This window comes from Arenibacter sp. ARW7G5Y1, assembly GCF_003201775.1.
Lineage (GTDB): Bacteria > Bacteroidota > Bacteroidia > Flavobacteriales > Flavobacteriaceae > Arenibacter.
Window position 1 is genome coordinate 151,817 of sequence record NZ_QJJZ01000005.1, and the last position, 17,297, is coordinate 169,113.

The window sequence follows — 17,297 nt, forward strand, 5'->3', positions numbered from 1 at the left end:
TCATAAAACGAATATGATTGTTTAGCCTAATCCCTCCAAGGAAAAGATTGGACCAGATCATAGGAATACAAGAATACACTGTACATGAAATTTAAAGTTGTTTCCGAATTTAAACCTACTGGTGATCAACCCCAGGCCATAAAACAATTAAAAGAGGGGCTTGAGGCCGATGAGCGCTATCAAACCCTTCTTGGAGTAACAGGTTCCGGAAAAACTTTTACAGTTGCCAATGTCATAGAGCAGGTACAGCGACCTACCTTGGTATTGGCGCATAATAAAACCTTAGCCGCTCAATTATACTCTGAATTTAAGCAGTTTTTTCCTGAGAACGCGGTTGAATATTTTGTCTCCTACTATGACTACTATCAACCCGAAGCTTATATTCCATCAAGCGGCACCTATATAGAAAAGGACCTTTCCATTAATGAAGATATTGAAAAACTGCGCTTGAGTGCCACCTCTTCCCTATTATCGGGTAGAAGGGATATTTTGGTAGTGGCCTCGGTTTCCTGTTTATACGGTATAGGAAATCCTGTGGAGTTTCAGAAAAATGTTATAGGAATTGAGAAGGACCAAGTTATTTCCAGAACTAAATTCCTACATCAATTGGTACAAAGCCTGTACTCGAGAACTACTGCCGATTTTAGAAACGGAAATTTTAGGGTAAAGGGCGATGTAGTGGACGTTTTTCCGAGTTATGCCGATCATGCCTTCAGAATTCACTTTTTTGGGGACGAAATTGAAGAAATTGAGGCCTTTGACCCCTACAAGAACAAAATTCTGGAAAAGTATCAACAACTAAATATTTATCCGGCCAATATGTTCGTAACCTCCCCGGATGTACTACAGAATGCCATTCATCTAATTCAGGAGGATATGGTACTGCAGGTGGCCTATTTTAAAGAAATCGGGAAACACTTGGAAGCAAAACGCCTGGAAGAGCGTACTAATTTTGACTTGGAGATGATACGGGAATTGGGATATTGTTCAGGGATCGAAAACTATTCCAGGTATTTGGATGGCCGCGAACCCGGAACCCGACCCTTTTGTTTGTTGGACTATTTCCCAAAAGATTATTTAATGGTTGTTGATGAAAGCCACGTTACCATCCCACAGGTACACGCCATGTATGGGGGCGATAGATCAAGAAAGGAGAACTTGGTGGAATACGGCTTCAGGCTACCAGCAGCCATGGATAACCGCCCTTTAAAATTTGAGGAATTTGAAGCCCTTCAAAATCAAGTTATCTATGTAAGTGCCACCCCCGCCGACTACGAATTGGAACTAAGTCAAGGGGTATATGTAGAGCAGGTAATTAGGCCAACAGGTCTATTGGACCCCATAATTGAAGTGCGCCCCAGCTTGAACCAAATTGATGATCTCATAGAGGAAATCCACATAAGGGTGGAAAAGGATGAACGTACCTTGGTAACCACCTTGACCAAACGAATGGCTGAAGAATTGGCCAAGTATTTGACAAGAATAAATGTGCGCTGTCGTTACATACACAGTGATGTGGATACCTTGGAACGGGTAGAAATAATGCAAGATCTGCGCAAAGGTGTTTTTGACGTACTCATTGGAGTGAACTTGCTAAGGGAAGGTCTGGATCTTCCAGAGGTCTCCCTAGTGGCCATATTGGATGCCGACAAGGAAGGATTTCTGAGAAGTGCAAGATCCCTCACCCAAACCGTTGGGCGTGCAGCCAGAAACCTAAATGGAAAGGCCATAATGTATGCGGATAAGATTACAAACAGCATGCAAAAAACAATAGACGAAACGAACTATAGACGTGAAAAACAAAGCACCTATAATCTTGAGAACAATATTACTCCCACGGCCCTAAATAAAAGTTTGGACAGTGTTTTGTCCAAAAATTCCGTTTCCACCTATCATTTCGAAAAAGAAGAAATGAAGGCAGCAGAACCCGACTTATTATATCTGACCAATCAGCAAAGGGAAAAAATGATAAGGGACAAAAGAAAGGCTATGGAAAAAGCGGCAAAGGAATTGGATTTTATGCAAGCTGCAAAGTTAAGGGACGAAATTAAATCGCTTCAGGAACAGGAATAAAAATCCATCACGACCGTTGAATTGATCTTTCACCTTAATTTTCCACAACAAAAAAGCGCTTCGATTTCCCGAAGCGCTTTTCCAACCAACCAACCAAACTATTGTATGTCACACAGGACACACAACTACTTGTAAACTTATGCTATTTCAATTAACCTTTTAGGCTTTGGCAAGGCCTCTTCTTTTTTGGGAAGAACAAATTTTAGGATTCCATCTTCGTAGGTAGCGTTAATTTTATCCAGGGAAATTGTTTCTGGTAAACTAAACACTCTCTTGAAAGATGAAAAAGTAAATTCCTTCCTGGTATACCCGTCATCTTCCTTATTTTCCTCATTTTTTACTTCGGAAGAAATTGTTAGGATGTCATTGTCGATTTCCACATTAAAATCTTCCTTCTTCCTACCGGGTATTGCCAGCTCCAATACATACTCACTATCAGTTTCCTTTACATTGGCGGCAGGTACGCTCTGTTTAAAGTGATCTACCCCACCAAACCAATCTGGTCTTAAAAATTCATTAATTAAGGATGGAAACACAACATTATTTCTTTTTACTAGACTCATGATTTTTATATTTTAAGTTATACTTTAAATTCTCATGAGCTAAAAGGCAAATGTTGTACCGAATGAATTTTAATGACATTATGTCGTCTTATTGAAGATAAAACAAGTCATTATGTCATCCTATTAATTATTATAAGCCTTGAATATATTGATAAGGACGGAGGGCGGGACTACCTTGTCAGGATAATTGTGCATCACCGTAAGAACCTGTTCTATGGCCGCTTGGGGAAGACCAAATCCCAGACCTATATTGTGCAGCAGTTCTATTTCGACCAAACGCTGTTCCTGGTCCACATTCATAAGCAGTACCAATCTATGAAACTGAAGGATACGCTCCGCTTCGGATTTAAGCATAACCTTTTCAACCTTCTTATGAAAGAGGGAATCGAAGGTTTCCTTGTCAACATCCAATTGTTTCGCTACGCCCAGCAAAAAATCATATTCCGAATCCTTGATCTCCTTGTCTACCTTTGCAAAAGAAATCATTTGGGAAAGAATGCCCAACTTCTCAAGATACGTACTCATAAATTACAGTTTAACACTAAGTTACGTTAAATAGGATGGATTTCTTGTTTTAGTTGCAGGAAAGTACACCCAAACTAGCACCACATCCTATTTTTTTGTAATATCTTGTGAAAAAATTTATTATATGACCAATAATGATGTTCTTAAAAAATTAAGGGTTGCCTTAAAATTAAGGGATGATGAAATTGTAGAAATTTTAAAATTAGTCGACTTTAAAATTACTAAAAGCGAGTTGGGCGCTTTTTTTAGAAAAGAAGATCACCCCAACTATGTGGAATGTGGCGACCAAATTTTACGTAATTTTTTAAATGGGCTGGTCATACATTACCGTGGAACCAGGGAGAATCCAAAAGACCCGAAATTATCTTTGCCCAAACCTAAAAAAGAGCCCATTTTCAAAGCCCATCAAAAACCAGGATTCAAGGAGCAACAAAAAAAGAAAATAGACCACGACATTACCCCCGTTAAATACAAAAACAAAAAAAAGTCCTGATCTTCCAAGACTGGGCCGGATAACCTTCCGTTTTTTTCTCAACTTATAATAATATAAACACAGCTATCATTGGGCATACCATTTAACCTATATTTTTGAAATGGCCACAACCGGCTTGGTACGTTGGACGCTTATTGAACGATATTTGTAAAACCCTATTCAACAAAAAAGGCCGCACTGTTACAGTGCGGCCTTTTTTGTTGATTTCTATGCTTACTGGGCATTAGGCCAAAACTTCCTTCACCTTATCTGCCGCTTCTTGAAACTGAACCGCGGAATGTACGGCCAAACCAGAATTATCGATAATTTCCTTGGCCAATTCAGCATTGGTTCCCTGTAATCTTACAATAATAGGCACCTTTATGGCATCTCCCATATTTTTATAGGCATCCACTACTCCTTGCGCTACACGATCGCAACGAACAATACCTCCAAAAATATTGATCAGGATACATTTAACAGCAGGGTCCTTCAATATAATCCTAAAGGCCTCTTCTACCCTTTTGGCATCTGCGGTTCCACCTACATCCAAAAAGTTGGCTGGTTCGCCACCGGCCATTTTAATAAGATCCATGGTTGCCATTGCCAATCCTGCACCGTTCACCATACAACCTACATTTCCATCCAAATCGACGTAGTTGAGTCCTACGGCCCTTGCCTCTACCTCAATTGGATTTTCCTCTAGCAGATCCCTCATTTCAGCATATTGCTTTCTTCGATAAAGTGCATTATCATCAATGGATACTTTTGCATCCACGGCCATGATCTTATCATCGGAAGTCTTGAGAACAGGGTTTATTTCAAATAAACTCGCATCGCTCTCAACATAAGCCTTATATAAACTTGTAACAAACTTGGTCATTTCTTTAAAAGCCGTACCGGACAACCCCAAGTTAAAAGCTATTTTTCTTGCCTGAAAAGGCAAAAGTCCGGTAGCCGGATTTATTTCCTCGGTAAAAATTAAGTGGGGCGTTTTCTCTGCCACCTCCTCTATATCCATTCCACCTTCGGTAGAATACATAATCATGTTTCTCCCTGCGGCCCTGTTCAATAAAACGGACATATAAAATTCACTGGTTTCACTATCTCCAGGATAATAAACATCCTCGGCAACCAAAACCTTATGTACTTTTTTACCTTCTGCCGAGGTTTGCGGAGTAACTAAATTCATGCCTATGATAGCTCCAGCAATATCTTCTACCTCACGTAAGTTCTTCGCCAATTTAACTCCTCCTCCTTTTCCCCTGCCACCTGCGTGTACCTGGGCTTTAATTACATGCCAACCGGTTCCGGTTTCCTGGGTCAATTGTTTGGCAGCGTCCACTGCTTCCTTGGCATTATAAGCCACTAAACCGCGTTGAATGCGTACTCCAAAGCTCGCTAAAATCTCTTTTCCTTGATATTCGTGAAGGTTCATAAATTGAAGGTTCTATTTGTTCAGTTGCAAAAATAGGAAACACAGCGGATTTACCCTAATTAAATAAAACAGAAAAATGCATACCGCCACAGACAAGCAACTTGGACAGTCAGTTAGATTGAAATGGACAAATAATCAGGTCAGGTGTTTCCAAATTGCAAAGACACAAACTCCAAAACAAACCCTGCCACCCAATTATGGAAAAAGGCCAAGAGTCAAGGCATCACGCCAAAAACTAAGCCAAAATTACAGCATATCCGTACCTCCATCGCATGTCTATACATTTCTGATTTTGAAACAGGCCATAACAATTGGATTTTTCCACGAACCTGCAAGAATATAACAGAATAATAAATTTCCAAGAGCAAACCTGGCCATCCGAGATCAAGCTAAATTTTAAAATCCATAAAATCTATAGGGTCGAAATTTTTAAAATGTCCGTTCATCCCTATCATTTCCTTGGATTGGTTTACCTGTTTCAACACCTGAATGGTATTTGTTAAATGTGCTTTAATAAACAAGAGGCGCTCACTAAAATAGGCCATTTTCAAGAGTTTGTATTCCTGTGACAGGGAAAGTCCTATCTTATGAATCAATTGATAAATATTGAAATTTTCATCCGTAAGCCCCATGATGGGCACATCCATTAGGCCATAAAGTTCAACGATCAGATCAAGGACGTTTTTCTTTAAACTTGCAACACTGTCGTCAAAATAGGGCATATACTCCACCCTACCAGCAGCGTACAATTTGCCGTCCATAACTTTTTGGAAGGTATTTATTTTAAAGGTGCGCCGGCCAATACAAATAATATCGAGTTCTCCTGTATCATAGGTTTTTATTATTTCCTTTAATTCCAGTTCCGCTCCGTATTCCATTTCCCCTTCAATATATACTGGAACCCCAAAATTCGTAGTCGTTTCCCTAACATCCCTTATCAATTGTTTGTAGCGCTCTTCAAAAATGTGAAGGGCCACAATTTCACCCGGAAAAAAAACGGACGGTAAAGGAAACATAGGTAGCAGCATAAAATTTTATTACAAATTACAAGGGACAACTCAACAATTAATCAAGTACAACTCAAAAAATGTTACATTATTAACAATATGTTACATTTTTCAACTATTGCTATATATTTTTGCTCAAAAACAATAAGTAGTCTAGATTTGCATAAAATTTTTAAAAATGCGAAACACTGACTTATTAAAGATAGCAAAAACTTATGGTGATCCAGTCTATGTATACGATTCTGAAAAAATAATTTCCCAGTTTCATAGATTGACCAATGCATTTAAAGACGTAAAGAAATTACAATTAAATTACGCCACAAAGGCACTTTCAAATATAGCCATTTTAAGATTGATGAACAGTTTGGGAAGTGGCTTGGATACAGTTTCCATACAAGAGGTACAATTGGGGCTCATGGCCGGTTTTAAACCCGCCTCCATTATTTTTACGCCAAATGGGGTATCCTTGGAAGAGATTGAAGAAGCTGCCAAATTGGGAGTCCGCATCAACATTGACAATTTATCCATTTTGGAACAGTTTGGAAGCAAGCATCCGGATATTCCTGTATGCATTAGGATAAATCCACATGTAATGGCCGGAGGAAATTCCAAAATCTCCGTAGGTCATATAGATTCCAAATTCGGCATCAGCATTCACCAAATACCCCATTTGCTCCGTATCGTTAACTTGACTAAAATGAAGGTGAATGGGATACACATGCACACGGGAAGCGATATATTGGATATAGATGTATTCCTTTACGCCTCCGAAATTCTTTTTGAAACGGCCAAAAATTTCCAAGATCTCGAGTTTATAGACTTCGGAAGTGGATTTAAAGTTCCTTACAAAGAGGGGGATATTGAAACCAATATTGAGGAATTGGGCAAAAAATTAGGAAAACGTTTCAATTCTTTTTGCAAGGAGTATGGCAGGGAATTGACCTTGGCTTTTGAACCCGGTAAATTTTTGGTAAGTGAGGCCGGTTTCTTCCTGGCAAAAGTTAATGTGGTAAAACAAACCACATCAACTGTTTTTGCCAGTATCGACTCTGGATTCAACCATCTTATCCGTCCCATGTTTTATGGAGCCAATCACAGCATTGAAAATATTTCCAACCCGGAAGGACGTGAACGCTATTACTCCATTGTAGGCTATATTTGTGAGACGGATACGTTTGCGAGCAATAAACGCATCAGCGAGATTTCAGAAGGTGACATCCTTTGTTTCAAAAATGCGGGCGCCTACTGTTTCACTATGGCCAGCAATTACAACTCCAGATTTAGACCCCCGGAGGTTTTATGGCATAAAGGAAAGGCAATCCTTATAAGGGAAAGGGAATCTTTTGACGACCTTATAAAAAATCAGATCGATGTAAAGGACCTATTCACAGCTGTTAAAGAAAAGGTAATAGCAAAATAAAATTGCTGAATTTTCGTTAGTTTTGATGATGTTAACGGACTAATCCTTTAAAAAATGGTCATGAAATCAGTTTCCAATACATTTTTCAAAATAGTTGTTTTATTTGGCCTAGCCATTTTACCCATCGGTAGCATGGCACAGGAAGTAAAATGGCTTAGTTGGGATGAAGCGGCCAAACTGGCGGAAACTGATCAAAATCCAAAGAAAATTTTCATTGACGTCTATACCGATTGGTGCGGTTGGTGCAAAAAAATGGACAAGGACACCTTTCAGAATGCAGAAGTTGCGGAATATATGTCCAAAAACTACTACATGGTAAAATTGGATGGTGAAGGTAAGGAACCCATAGTCTTTAAGGGCAAAACCTTTAAGTTTGTTCCTTCCGGCAGAAATGGGTACCACGAATTTGCAGCCGCACTGATGCAAGGTAAAATGAGTTATCCCACAACCATATTTTTAGATGAAAAAATGAATATGCTCTCTCCTGTTCCGGGCTATCAAAAACCCGAACCTTTCCTGAAAATAGCTAAATATTTTGGTGACAATATACACAAGGAGAAAGATTGGAACACCTATGATAGTGAAAGCAAATAGTAGGACGAGATAAATATAGATAAATAAAAAAAGCCGGTAAACCGGCTTTTTTTATTTATCTATATATCCAAGTATAACCTACCTGCTATAGTTGGGTGATTCCTTGGTAATAGTTACGTCATGTGGATGGCTCTCATTGATGCCACTTGCTGTAATCTTAACAAATCTTCCTGTCTCTTTTAACGTTTCAATATCCTTGGCCCCGCAATATCCCATCCCGGCACGAAGCCCCCCTATAAACTGATGGATACTTTCATAAAGATCTCCTTTATACGGTACCCTACCTACAATTCCTTCCGGCACCAATTTTTTGATATCATCTTCCACGTCCTGGAAATATCTATCCTTACTACCTTGTTTCATGGCTTCCACAGAACCCATCCCCCTATAGGATTTAAACTTACGCCCTTCATAGATAATCGTCTCACCTGGTGACTCTTTTGTCCCTGCCAACAAGGAACCCAACATTACCGTATCGGCGCCAGCGGCGATAGCCTTGGGTATATCTCCAGTATATCGTATTCCTCCATCGGCAATCACCGGCACCCCACTTCCCTTAATAGCGGCAGCTACTTCCAAGACCGCCGAAAATTGGGGAAAGCCAACTCCTGCTACCACACGAGTGGTACAAATGGAACCGGGACCTATACCGACTTTCACAGCATCGGCTCCCGCCTCTACCAAATACTTCGCGGCTTCCGCTGTTGCAATGTTACCTACAATAACTTCCAAATCGGGAAATCTCTTTTTTACTTCCTTTAATACCGTTACCACACCCTTGGTATGGCCATGTGCAGTATCTATCACAACGGCATCTACCCCTGCGTTCACCAAAGCTTCCGCCCTATCAACGGCATCACCGGTAACACCTAATGCCGCAGCCACCCGTAATCTTCCATAATGATCTTTATTAGCTATAGGTTTTTGGGTAAGCTTTGTAATATCCCTAAAGGTAATTAATCCAACAAGCTTGTAATCCTTGTCTACAACTGGTAATTTTTCAATTTTATTTACCTGTAAAATATCCTCTGCCTGCTCTAAGGAGGTCCCTTCCGCTACGGTAACAAGATTTTTGGAAGTCATGACCTCGGAAATGGGTCGATCATTATTTTTTTCAAAACGCAGATCCCTATTGGTGACAATTCCGATCAATTTACCTTCGCCATCTACAATAGGTATTCCACCTATGCTGAATTCCTTCATGTTTGCTTTGGCATCCCTGACCTTCGAATTTAAAGGTAAGGTAACCGGGTCTATGATCATACCACTTTCCGCTCGTTTTACCTTGCGTACCTTCAGCGCCTGCTGTTCTATGGTCATGTTCTTATGCAATACACCAATTCCACCCTCCTGGGCAATGGCAATGGCCATACGCGATTCGGTAACGGTATCCATAGCTGCCGAAACGATGGGAACATTGATCGTAATGTTTCTAGTAAATTTTGTTTGAATATTGACTTCCCTGGGAAGTACTTCTGAAAAAGCTGGAACCAAAAGTACGTCATCGTACGTAAGACCTTCTCCAACAATTTTATTTAGGTGAGCTTGCATAGCAATTAAAGATTAATTGCGTGCAAATATACTACATTTTAAGGAACTGATAAACAGATATTGTGTTAATTGACAATTACCCTTTTCTTACACAATTGATAGACCACCAAGAAGGCAGCAATACTATAGCTGATGGTCATTACAATTCCGGAAAGAATAACCACATATTTCATCCACAATAGCCCCGACCACAATAAATAAATGCCTCCAAAAGTTAAAATCACGGATAACAATGGTTCAATGGTCAAGAACATTTTAAGTTTATAGGGTATTTTGGTAAGCCAAACGAGACCGCCAAGTAGAAAAAAAATGAGCGACATGGAAAGAATATGGGTATGGATTATGGTTAGCATTTCCCGTTTCCCTTTTTTAAACTTCATTACCTCGGCCTGTTCATCGTTCTCATTTCCCAAATAATTTTCCACAATTCCATGGGGTGAGGTCGTACTTGTTTCGGAAACAAATAACAGGCCGGTATAAAAACCGATGCTCAAAACCAGAACAAAAGTGGCAACAAACCATTTTATTCCCTTGGGCAATGTCAGTAATAGACCATCATACCCCATTAAAACATCTTTTTTTCTTGCAGGATTCCAACGGTTTGCAAAAGATTATCCAGTGATGTAGTCATGGATCGCACCGAAATTGTTGCGCCGGCAATACCGTCTATATTGGTTTCATGACTAACCCTATCCTTTCCCGTTTTTCCGGTAAACTGTCCCAGCCATCTTTTACTTCCAATTTCCCCACCATATTCCTCTCGATAAATCAAGACTTTTGAGTGGATGATTTCCAAATTGGGATTAAAGATGACCAGATAATCGAACTGCGCCGTTTTACTGGGGGCCTGATCAACAAAGGCATAACCCAACAAGGTTTTGCCCTGTTTTATTTGAAAGAAATTATCCTGGGTAATTTTGGTTGGAAGTTGTTCGTTAACTGTCTTTGAAACCGTAACGGGTATGAAGGTATAGTTGGTAGTATCAAATACCCTCTCCACTTCCTTATCCATTTTCTTCTGGACATTTTTCGGGATTCCAAACCCAAAAAATACCATTGAAAATATTGTAAAAACAACTGTTATCCGTTTTCGAGAATTCATGCCCCAAATATACCAATTTAGAATCATTTTTAATAATGTTGAGGATATTTAGCGAAATGCATCGAAAACCTCTTTTTTCTGAATTAGAACCAAACCCCTATACCAAAATTCAATACATTCTGCAGATCACTATTGTCCACTGCGTCGGATCTAAATTGATAATCCCCTTTCAACACAACCCCAGGGGCCAAATGATAGGTAAGACCTGTTGTTACATCCGTTCTGTTATAAGCGTCGTTCCTTATTAGTCCACCAGCTGTATCGGCATGGGTATCAAATTTTTCATATCTGGCAAAAGCGAACAATTTTTGTTCCTTGCTAGCTGGCAATAGGTTATAGGCACCTTCCACATACCAACCTTGCAAGGCGCTACCTAAATTTCCACCCGTCAAGGCATTATAATCCTCTGTATCGGAAAGGGAGGCATATATAAATTGCCCCCTAGCGGTAAAATTCCCCAATGCATATCGTGCATCCAAGCCAACCATTGATATTCCAATATTTGCTCCTGTAAGTTCCTCAACATCATCGGTTGCCTGGGTTTTTCCAAAATATCCTGAAAGCCCCAAACGCAGGCCGGGGATTCCATAATAATCCAATTTGGTTGAAAGGGTTGGACTATCTACTGTAGATTTGATTCCCTTTTGTCTTCCGCCCCTTAATCCACTGGAGCCTTTCAATGCTCCACTGATGCCTCCTTCGCCATCCGCTTCGGTAGATTTAAAGCCATTGAATATATAGGCTTGATACCCCAAAGAAAGATCGTTTAACCTACCAAAAACACCAACACCAAGCTCCCTCCAGGTGGTGGGGACTATAACATTGTCCATGGCCGGACGTTCTGTACCGTTAAAAGTTGTGGGTTCATGGTATTCGTTAACGATTCCCATTGGCACCAACATAAGTCCACCTCTTAAATTAACACTATTTCCAAGATTATAGTTAACAAAGGCCTGTTCTATGTATACCTCCTCAACGTGCTCAAATTCTATCTCAGTAACAAATTGGGCCTTATCATTGAATCTATATCCCAAAAGCAGTACCAACCTTTGAACATCCAACTCTCCATTGTCACCTTCAGGCTGATTGTAAAGCATTTCCCCATAAGCCCCTACAGTAACCGCCGACCCATAATTACCAGAAAGTAAACGTTGGGCCGCATTCAATTGTTTCTGGGGATCTAAGGTGATTGAATCATTAGCGGTTTGAGCAAATACAGCAGTTGCGAATAGTAAACCGAATAGTAACGAAATTCTTTTCATTATACGTTTGTTCTTATTTGGATTGGATAAATATAATTTTCGGGTGCAAATATAAGTGCCCCGACCAATCTGGCAAAGTTAATTTATACTAAATCTAAATAAATGAGAAAATTTAACAATTGGCGAAACCCATTGTTGTATGTTTTTTTATCGGGATTAAAGTGAGATTAATTCCATTGGAATGCAAAGTATTCGCATGGTTCGGAACCTATATTCTTAATGGCATGGGGTACATTTGAAGGCAAAAAATAAAAGTCGCCCTTATTGGCCCTATAAACCTCGTTTCCAATTTCCATTTCGGTTTGCCCACTAATTACCAGCACGACCTCTGCCGCATAGTGGGTATGGGGCTCATGGCTCTTTATATCTGGATTTAATGTTGTAACATGCATTTCATAATAAGGACACATGGCCGTGGAACGATGAAAGTAATTCCTAACCCCTCCCTTGTCATGTGCTTTAAATTCCAAAGCAGCAAAATCAACTATCTGTGATCCACCATCCTTTTTACCCCTTTTCAAATCCAGTTCGGATTTTGATTTATAAATCATCGTATAGTAGGTACTTTTTGGAGTTATACTTTTTACAGCACCTTTATCACCGGGCATTATAACTATCACACTGTTTTTGCCCACCATTTTATTTTTGCCCTTGACTTTTACTTGGATTTGCCCTTCCTTAACAATCAATATCTGCTCCTTATCCCGATGATACACTTTTTGGATATCCAATTTATCTAAGAGTTGTACCATTTTAAATTCCATTTCGGAAAAATGTACGGTCTCCCCTTTTACCATTGAATAATCGGTAGCACTGTCCGTAGATTGGTAAACTCCCTCCCTTATCCTTTTGGGAACTACATCACTCCATAGCCAGGCCAGGGATTCCGGTAAAATTGCGCCTCCATGTTGCCCGTTATGACCTCCCGTACCCCTTTCAAACTTAAAATTGTATCCTTTATACGTCAAGGCCGATTCCATCTGTAGGTTTGCTAACCACCAATCCCCGTATTGATTGTTCAGATCTTGGGAACCGTCCTGTAAAAAAACTTTGATGTTTTTGGCCTTCTGGGTTCTGATCATGGAAGGATAATTGTGTCCACCCCTTATATCCGTGAAACTTCCAATATGGCTCATTACCTTATGAAACGCCTCAGGATAAAACCAGGCAGCCGAAAAGGCACATATACCCCCTGATGACATTCCTGCAATGGCCCTGGACTCAGGATTCTTGGAAATATTATATTTTTTTTCAATTTCGGGTATCATCTCCTCTATCAGAAATTTTCCATAAGTATCCGAAACCGTATCATATTCCAGGCTTCTATTTGAAGATCTCCAAGGGCTTTCCACTTCAGGAGCATCCAAGGCATGTCCAGGATTTACAAACAGCCCAATGGTCACAGGCATCTTCCCCTGTGCAATAAGATTATCAAAAACTACGGGGACTTTAAATTGGCCCAAGGTGTCCACATAGGCATGGCCATCCTGAAATATCATTAAAGCTGTTGGCACGTCATTATTGTACTGACTAGGTATATAAAGATAAAAGTCCCTGGAGGTATTGGGATAAATTTTGCTTTTCCAATTATATTTACTCACCTTACCCTTTGGTATTCCTTCATAGGATTTGGAATTAGGCCCTATTTCATAATTTTCTTGGGAATGGACCAAGGGTGAAAACAATAATACAAATGGACATAGTATATAAAACAATAAGGAGTGTACTAGAAGATATTGATTTTTCATTTTGGAGTAGTTAGTATGTTGGTTCTGCAACAATATAATCAATATATCGGCATCATATACATATTATACTTTTGACCAATAGGTTGCTACCTGCCCTAATACGACCAGGATCATATTTTTACGATTGTCTTTTCAATACTGGGAGAATAAGTCCGATGCCTTATTATATGCCGCTTCAAAAGCCATCCAATTAACATTGGTGTCGGCCTTGACAGCTGTAAAATAGGATAACATTTTTTCTGTGGGCATATTTCCTGTTAGCTCATCCTTTGCCATAGGGCATCCCCCAAAACCTTGTACAGCTCCATCAAATCTGCGACAGCCTGCCTGATATGCAGCATCGACTTTTTCATGCCATTTTGCCGGTGTAGTATGCAGATGCGCTCCAAATTCAACTTCAGGGAATTTTGGAATCAGGTTGGAAAATAAATAGTCGATTACTTCTGGGGTCGAAGATCCCACCGTATCCGAAAGTGATAAAATCTTCACTCCCATTCCTGCCAATTTGGTAGTCCATTCTCCTACTACCCCAACACTCCACGGATCCCCATAAGGGTTACCGAACCCCATGGAAATATAGGTAACCACTTCCTTGCCTGAGTCATCTGCTATCCTTAATATCTCTTCCAAGGTAGCTACCGATTGAGCAATGGTCTTGTGTGTATTTCGCATTTGAAAATTCTCCGATATGGAAAAAGGATAACCCAAATAGTCAATGGAACTATGTTCAGCGGCATCCATTGCTCCCCTCACATTGGCAACTATAGCCAATAGTTTACTGCTGGTCATGGACAGGTCCAATCGGGATAGTACTTCGGCCGTATCCACCATTTGTGGAATCGCCCTCGGCGAAACAAAACTCCCAAAATCGATAGTATCAAAACCACAATTCAAAAGGGATTGAATGTACGTTACCTTTTTTTCTGTTGGAATAAAAGTTTTGATACCCTGCATGGCATCTCTTGGACATTCTATTATTTTAATGGTATTGGACATTCCCCTGCTTAAGCTTTATCAAAATTAATATTATTTATCAGATATCAACAGATAAACAGCAATACCCAAAAAAACGACAATCTGAAGCCATTTCAAGATTTTCCCCAATTGCCTGTGCTCAGATAAATAATTCGAAATAGTTCCCGAAAGGATGGCTATTACACTAAAAATAGTAAATGACACCAATATGAATATCCCGGCGAGCACGTAGAATTGCACAACAATATTTAAATAATTACTGAACAAAAACCCAGGAAAAAAAGCCAGAAAAAATATTGTAACCTTGGGATTAAGAACGTTCATTATAAATCCTTGTTTATAAAGGGCCCCCAATGATTTCCTTTTCACGCCCCTGTCGGATATTTCCAGATGATCACTACTCCTAAATACCTTATACGCCAAAAAGACCAGGTAAATAGCTCCGAACAACTTTATGACAAAAAATAAATTTGGATTTTGCTTAATTATAGCGGAAACCCCAAAGGCCAGTAAGGTGGCATGTACCAAACAGCCCGTCATTAGTCCCGCGACCGTGGCTATTCCATATTTCTTGCCATTGGTCATACTCTGGATCAGCACAAAAATATTGTCCGGCCCCGGGGATATAGCCAACGCTGCCGTAGCCAATACGAACGTTAATAAAATATCGTAATTCAATTTGCTGTTATTTTATGAATGGACAAAGGTCTGAAATTATCAATAATTAGTAGTTTTTCATATAAATATATGGCATAAATCGCAGGAAAAGACTTGGTCTTCTTAAAGACACCGACTCAAGGACCAGCGGAATCAACCAGAAACCGTACCATAGAAACAGCATCTGTTCCATTATTGTATTTCTTTAAGCCAATGGCTTTGGACCTACTTCCGTAACCTAAACGGTGGATAAATATCCCACCAACGAACTACCTTATGTATCTTTTTTATATCTTCCACAAAAATTAAATTATGAAACCAGTTTTTTATACCGCAAGCTTATTGGCTGCAATATTATTAATGAGTTTTAACAGCCCTAATACCTATAATTTGAAAGAGGATACAAGTATGGAAAATTCCAAAAAACAGGACAGCGTATTACGCCATGTAGTACTTTTTAAATTTAAGGCCAACACCTCCAAAGAGGACATTGCAAAAGTAGAGGCCGCTTTTAGTGACCTACCTGCTAAAATACCGCAGATAGTAGGTTATGAATGGGGCCTTAACAATAGCCCTGAAGGTTTGGACAAAGGGTTTACCCATTGTTTTTTCCTGACTTTCAACAGCGAAGAAGATCGTGCCATATATCTACCCCACCCAGACCATAAGGCTTTTGGCGCTATATTGACTCCACATTTGGAAGATGTTACCGTGGTGGATTATTGGACCAAGTAATAAAAAAATAGTCGTCATTTATTGAGGCTTCCAAAGAAAAATAGGAAATAAAAACAGGCTTGCCCATTACGGGATAAGCCTGTTTTTATTTTAAAAAAATATAAGGAACAAGAACTATCCCTTTCAGTTGATGGACCTTTTAATAATGGCCTTATTGATTCTCTTTATAAGCGCCGGGCCTTCATAGATAAAACCTGTATATAATTGGACCAAATCAGCACCAGCGTCCAATTTCTCAAGAGCATCTTCCGCTGAATGAATTCCTCCGACCCCAATAATAGGAAATGCTTTATTGCTTTTTTGGGACAAAAACCGTATAACTTCTGTACTTCTGTTGCCAAGTGGTCGCCCACTTAAACCTCCGGTTTCTTCTTTTAACAAAATATCGGATTTCAAATTATTGCGGGCAATAGTTGTATTGGTAGCAATGACACCATCTATGTCCGTATCCTGGACAATGCCTATAATATCCAGTAATTGGTCATTTGTTAGATCGGGCGCTATTTTTAAAAGTATTGGTTTCGGCTTACTGTCCTTTGCTTTTGCCAATTTGGTATTTTCCTTTTTCAATTCCTTTAACAAAGCCGTCAAAGGTTCCCTATCCTGAAGTTCCCTAAGGCCGGGAGTATTTGGTGAGCTAACATTTACAACAAAATAATCCACATGGTCGAACAGGGCATCAAAACATATTAAATAATCCTTTGCTGCAAGTTCATTGGGCGTCACCTTGTTCTTTCCTATATTGCCACCGATCAATACACGATGCCTCTTTTTAAGATTTTCAACAGCATCGAAAACACCCTTGTTATTAAACCCCATTCTATTTATGATGGCCTGGTCCTTCTTTAAGCGAAACAAGCGTTTTTTGGGATTTCCCTCCTGAGGCTTGGGAGTCAAAGTACCTATTTCAATAAAGCCAAATCCAAAGTCGGAAAGTTCATTGTACAACTTGGCATCCTTGTCGAAACCTGCTGCCAAACCTACTGGATTTTTAAATTTCAACCCAAACAATTCACGTTCCAAACGAGGGTCATTGACCAAATATATGGCCCTAAATATCCCGGCAAATCCTAAACTGGAAAAAAAGCGAATGGTCTTAAAAATAAAATGGTGAACCCTTTCTGGATCAATTAGAAAAAGGATTGGGCGGATAAGCTGCTTATACATTTAATTTA

The 17,297-nt window shown here is 39.6% G+C and carries 17 protein-coding genes; 5 read left to right on the plus strand and 12 right to left on the minus strand.

What is annotated here, in order from left to right:
* Nucleotides 1–84 precede the first annotated feature (84 nt).
* Nucleotides 85–2,073 carry an excinuclease ABC subunit UvrB gene (uvrB, locus tag C7972_RS09400; protein WP_110355915.1) on the plus strand — a complete coding sequence of 663 codons (1,989 nt, stop codon included), beginning with the start codon at nucleotides 85–87 and terminating at the stop codon, nucleotides 2,071–2,073.
* 137 nt (nucleotides 2,074–2,210) lie between these two features.
* Here the strand turns inward: uvrB and C7972_RS09405 are convergent, their stop codons facing one another.
* Both C7972_RS09405 and C7972_RS09410 read right to left on the minus strand, forming a co-directional pair.
* Complete coding sequence (locus C7972_RS09405; RefSeq protein ID WP_110355916.1) at nucleotides 2,211–2,636, minus strand: Hsp20/alpha crystallin family protein; 426 nt, start codon at nucleotides 2,634–2,636, stop codon at nucleotides 2,211–2,213.
* Nucleotides 2,637–2,759: 123 nt separating this feature from the next.
* On the minus strand, nucleotides 2,760–3,161 hold the full coding sequence (locus C7972_RS09410) for a TerB family tellurite resistance protein (protein ID WP_110355917.1): 402 nt from the start codon (nucleotides 3,159–3,161) through the stop codon (nucleotides 2,760–2,762).
* Nucleotides 3,162–3,285: 124 nt separating this feature from the next.
* On the opposite strand from C7972_RS09410, the gene C7972_RS09415 reads away from it, so the two are divergent.
* Nucleotides 3,286–3,654 (plus strand): DUF1456 family protein, encoded by a 369-nt coding sequence (locus tag C7972_RS09415; RefSeq protein WP_110355918.1) that lies wholly within the window; start codon nucleotides 3,286–3,288, stop codon nucleotides 3,652–3,654.
* A 223-nt stretch (nucleotides 3,655–3,877) separates the two neighbouring features.
* Here C7972_RS09415 and sucC read toward each other — a convergent pair whose 3' ends face one another.
* Both sucC and C7972_RS09430 read right to left on the minus strand, forming a co-directional pair.
* Nucleotides 3,878–5,071, minus strand: coding sequence for an ADP-forming succinate--CoA ligase subunit beta (gene sucC / locus C7972_RS09420; RefSeq protein WP_110355919.1), 1,194 nt, complete (start codon nucleotides 5,069–5,071; stop codon nucleotides 3,878–3,880).
* Between the two features lie 389 nt (nucleotides 5,072–5,460).
* The gene (locus C7972_RS09430) at nucleotides 5,461–6,099 is read right to left on the minus strand and encodes an LON peptidase substrate-binding domain-containing protein (RefSeq protein ID WP_110355921.1); all 639 of its coding nucleotides are present in this window, start codon (nucleotides 6,097–6,099) and stop codon (nucleotides 5,461–5,463) included.
* Between the two features lie 157 nt (nucleotides 6,100–6,256).
* Between C7972_RS09430 and lysA the strand changes: the two genes are divergently transcribed.
* Both lysA and C7972_RS09440 read left to right on the plus strand, forming a co-directional pair.
* On the plus strand, nucleotides 6,257–7,498 hold the full coding sequence (lysA, locus tag C7972_RS09435; RefSeq protein ID WP_110355922.1) for a diaminopimelate decarboxylase: 1,242 nt from the start codon (nucleotides 6,257–6,259) through the stop codon (nucleotides 7,496–7,498).
* Nucleotides 7,499–7,558: 60 nt separating this feature from the next.
* Complete coding sequence (locus C7972_RS09440) at nucleotides 7,559–8,092, plus strand: DUF255 domain-containing protein (protein ID WP_110356069.1); 534 nt, start codon at nucleotides 7,559–7,561, stop codon at nucleotides 8,090–8,092.
* Nucleotides 8,093–8,170: 78 nt separating this feature from the next.
* Here the strand turns inward: C7972_RS09440 and guaB are convergent, their stop codons facing one another.
* The 7 genes from guaB to C7972_RS09475 form a co-directional block, all read right to left on the minus strand.
* Complete coding sequence (gene guaB / locus C7972_RS09445) at nucleotides 8,171–9,643, minus strand: IMP dehydrogenase (RefSeq protein WP_110355923.1); 1,473 nt, start codon at nucleotides 9,641–9,643, stop codon at nucleotides 8,171–8,173.
* A 65-nt stretch (nucleotides 9,644–9,708) separates the two neighbouring features.
* The gene (locus C7972_RS09450) at nucleotides 9,709–10,209 is read right to left on the minus strand and encodes a hypothetical protein (RefSeq protein ID WP_110355924.1); all 501 of its coding nucleotides are present in this window, start codon (nucleotides 10,207–10,209) and stop codon (nucleotides 9,709–9,711) included.
* Nucleotides 10,209–10,772: an FMN-binding protein gene (locus C7972_RS09455; protein WP_258364808.1), complete on the minus strand. Its 564-nt coding sequence runs from the start codon at nucleotides 10,770–10,772 to the stop codon at nucleotides 10,209–10,211. Before C7972_RS09455 ends, C7972_RS09450 begins: the two co-directional genes overlap by 1 nt.
* Before the next feature lie 56 nt (nucleotides 10,773–10,828).
* Complete coding sequence (locus C7972_RS09460) at nucleotides 10,829–12,007, minus strand: porin (RefSeq protein WP_110355925.1); 1,179 nt, start codon at nucleotides 12,005–12,007, stop codon at nucleotides 10,829–10,831.
* 167 nt (nucleotides 12,008–12,174) lie between these two features.
* Nucleotides 12,175–13,755, minus strand: coding sequence for a cupin domain-containing protein (locus C7972_RS09465; protein ID WP_110355926.1), 1,581 nt, complete (start codon nucleotides 13,753–13,755; stop codon nucleotides 12,175–12,177).
* 132 nt (nucleotides 13,756–13,887) lie between these two features.
* The gene (locus C7972_RS09470; protein WP_110355927.1) at nucleotides 13,888–14,751 is read right to left on the minus strand and encodes a hydroxymethylglutaryl-CoA lyase; all 864 of its coding nucleotides are present in this window, start codon (nucleotides 14,749–14,751) and stop codon (nucleotides 13,888–13,890) included.
* Between the two features lie 30 nt (nucleotides 14,752–14,781).
* The gene (locus C7972_RS09475) at nucleotides 14,782–15,408 is read right to left on the minus strand and encodes a LysE family translocator (protein WP_110355928.1); all 627 of its coding nucleotides are present in this window, start codon (nucleotides 15,406–15,408) and stop codon (nucleotides 14,782–14,784) included.
* Nucleotides 15,409–15,699: 291 nt separating this feature from the next.
* On the opposite strand from C7972_RS09475, the gene C7972_RS09480 reads away from it, so the two are divergent.
* Complete coding sequence (locus tag C7972_RS09480; protein ID WP_181422847.1) at nucleotides 15,700–16,122, plus strand: Dabb family protein; 423 nt, start codon at nucleotides 15,700–15,702, stop codon at nucleotides 16,120–16,122.
* Between the two features lie 123 nt (nucleotides 16,123–16,245).
* On the opposite strand, the gene C7972_RS09485 is transcribed toward C7972_RS09480, so the two are convergent.
* Nucleotides 16,246–17,289 carry a quinone-dependent dihydroorotate dehydrogenase gene (locus C7972_RS09485; RefSeq protein ID WP_110355929.1) on the minus strand — a complete coding sequence of 348 codons (1,044 nt, stop codon included), beginning with the start codon at nucleotides 17,287–17,289 and terminating at the stop codon, nucleotides 16,246–16,248.
* Between the last annotated feature and the right edge of the window lie 8 nt (nucleotides 17,290–17,297).

Bases quoted from the DNA above. Each gene is read 5' to 3' on its own strand.
- C7972_RS09430 (WP_110355921.1), bottom strand. From the start codon at position 6,099: ATGCTGCTACCTATGTTTCCTTTACCGTCCGTTTTTTTTCCGGGTGAA.
- C7972_RS09450 (WP_110355924.1), bottom strand. From the start codon at position 10,209: ATGGGGTATGATGGTCTATTACTGACATTGCCCAAGGGAATAAAATGG.
- lysA (WP_110355922.1), top strand. From the start codon at position 6,257: ATGCGAAACACTGACTTATTAAAGATAGCAAAAACTTATGGTGATCCA.
- C7972_RS09485 (WP_110355929.1), bottom strand. From the start codon at position 17,289: ATGTATAAGCAGCTTATCCGCCCAATCCTTTTTCTAATTGATCCAGAA.
- uvrB (WP_110355915.1), top strand. From the start codon at position 85: ATGAAATTTAAAGTTGTTTCCGAATTTAAACCTACTGGTGATCAACCC.
- C7972_RS09415 (WP_110355918.1), top strand. From the start codon at position 3,286: ATGACCAATAATGATGTTCTTAAAAAATTAAGGGTTGCCTTAAAATTA.
- C7972_RS09480 (WP_181422847.1), top strand. From the start codon at position 15,700: ATGAAACCAGTTTTTTATACCGCAAGCTTATTGGCTGCAATATTATTA.
- sucC (WP_110355919.1), bottom strand. From the start codon at position 5,071: ATGAACCTTCACGAATATCAAGGAAAAGAGATTTTAGCGAGCTTTGGA.
- C7972_RS09410 (WP_110355917.1), bottom strand. From the start codon at position 3,161: ATGAGTACGTATCTTGAGAAGTTGGGCATTCTTTCCCAAATGATTTCT.
- C7972_RS09465 (WP_110355926.1), bottom strand. From the start codon at position 13,755: ATGAAAAATCAATATCTTCTAGTACACTCCTTATTGTTTTATATACTA.
- C7972_RS09470 (WP_110355927.1), bottom strand. From the start codon at position 14,751: ATGTCCAATACCATTAAAATAATAGAATGTCCAAGAGATGCCATGCAG.
- guaB (WP_110355923.1), bottom strand. From the start codon at position 9,643: ATGCAAGCTCACCTAAATAAAATTGTTGGAGAAGGTCTTACGTACGAT.
- C7972_RS09440 (WP_110356069.1), top strand. From the start codon at position 7,559: ATGAAATCAGTTTCCAATACATTTTTCAAAATAGTTGTTTTATTTGGC.
- C7972_RS09405 (WP_110355916.1), bottom strand. From the start codon at position 2,636: ATGAGTCTAGTAAAAAGAAATAATGTTGTGTTTCCATCCTTAATTAAT.
- C7972_RS09455 (WP_258364808.1), bottom strand. From the start codon at position 10,772: ATGATTCTAAATTGGTATATTTGGGGCATGAATTCTCGAAAACGGATA.
- C7972_RS09460 (WP_110355925.1), bottom strand. From the start codon at position 12,007: ATGAAAAGAATTTCGTTACTATTCGGTTTACTATTCGCAACTGCTGTA.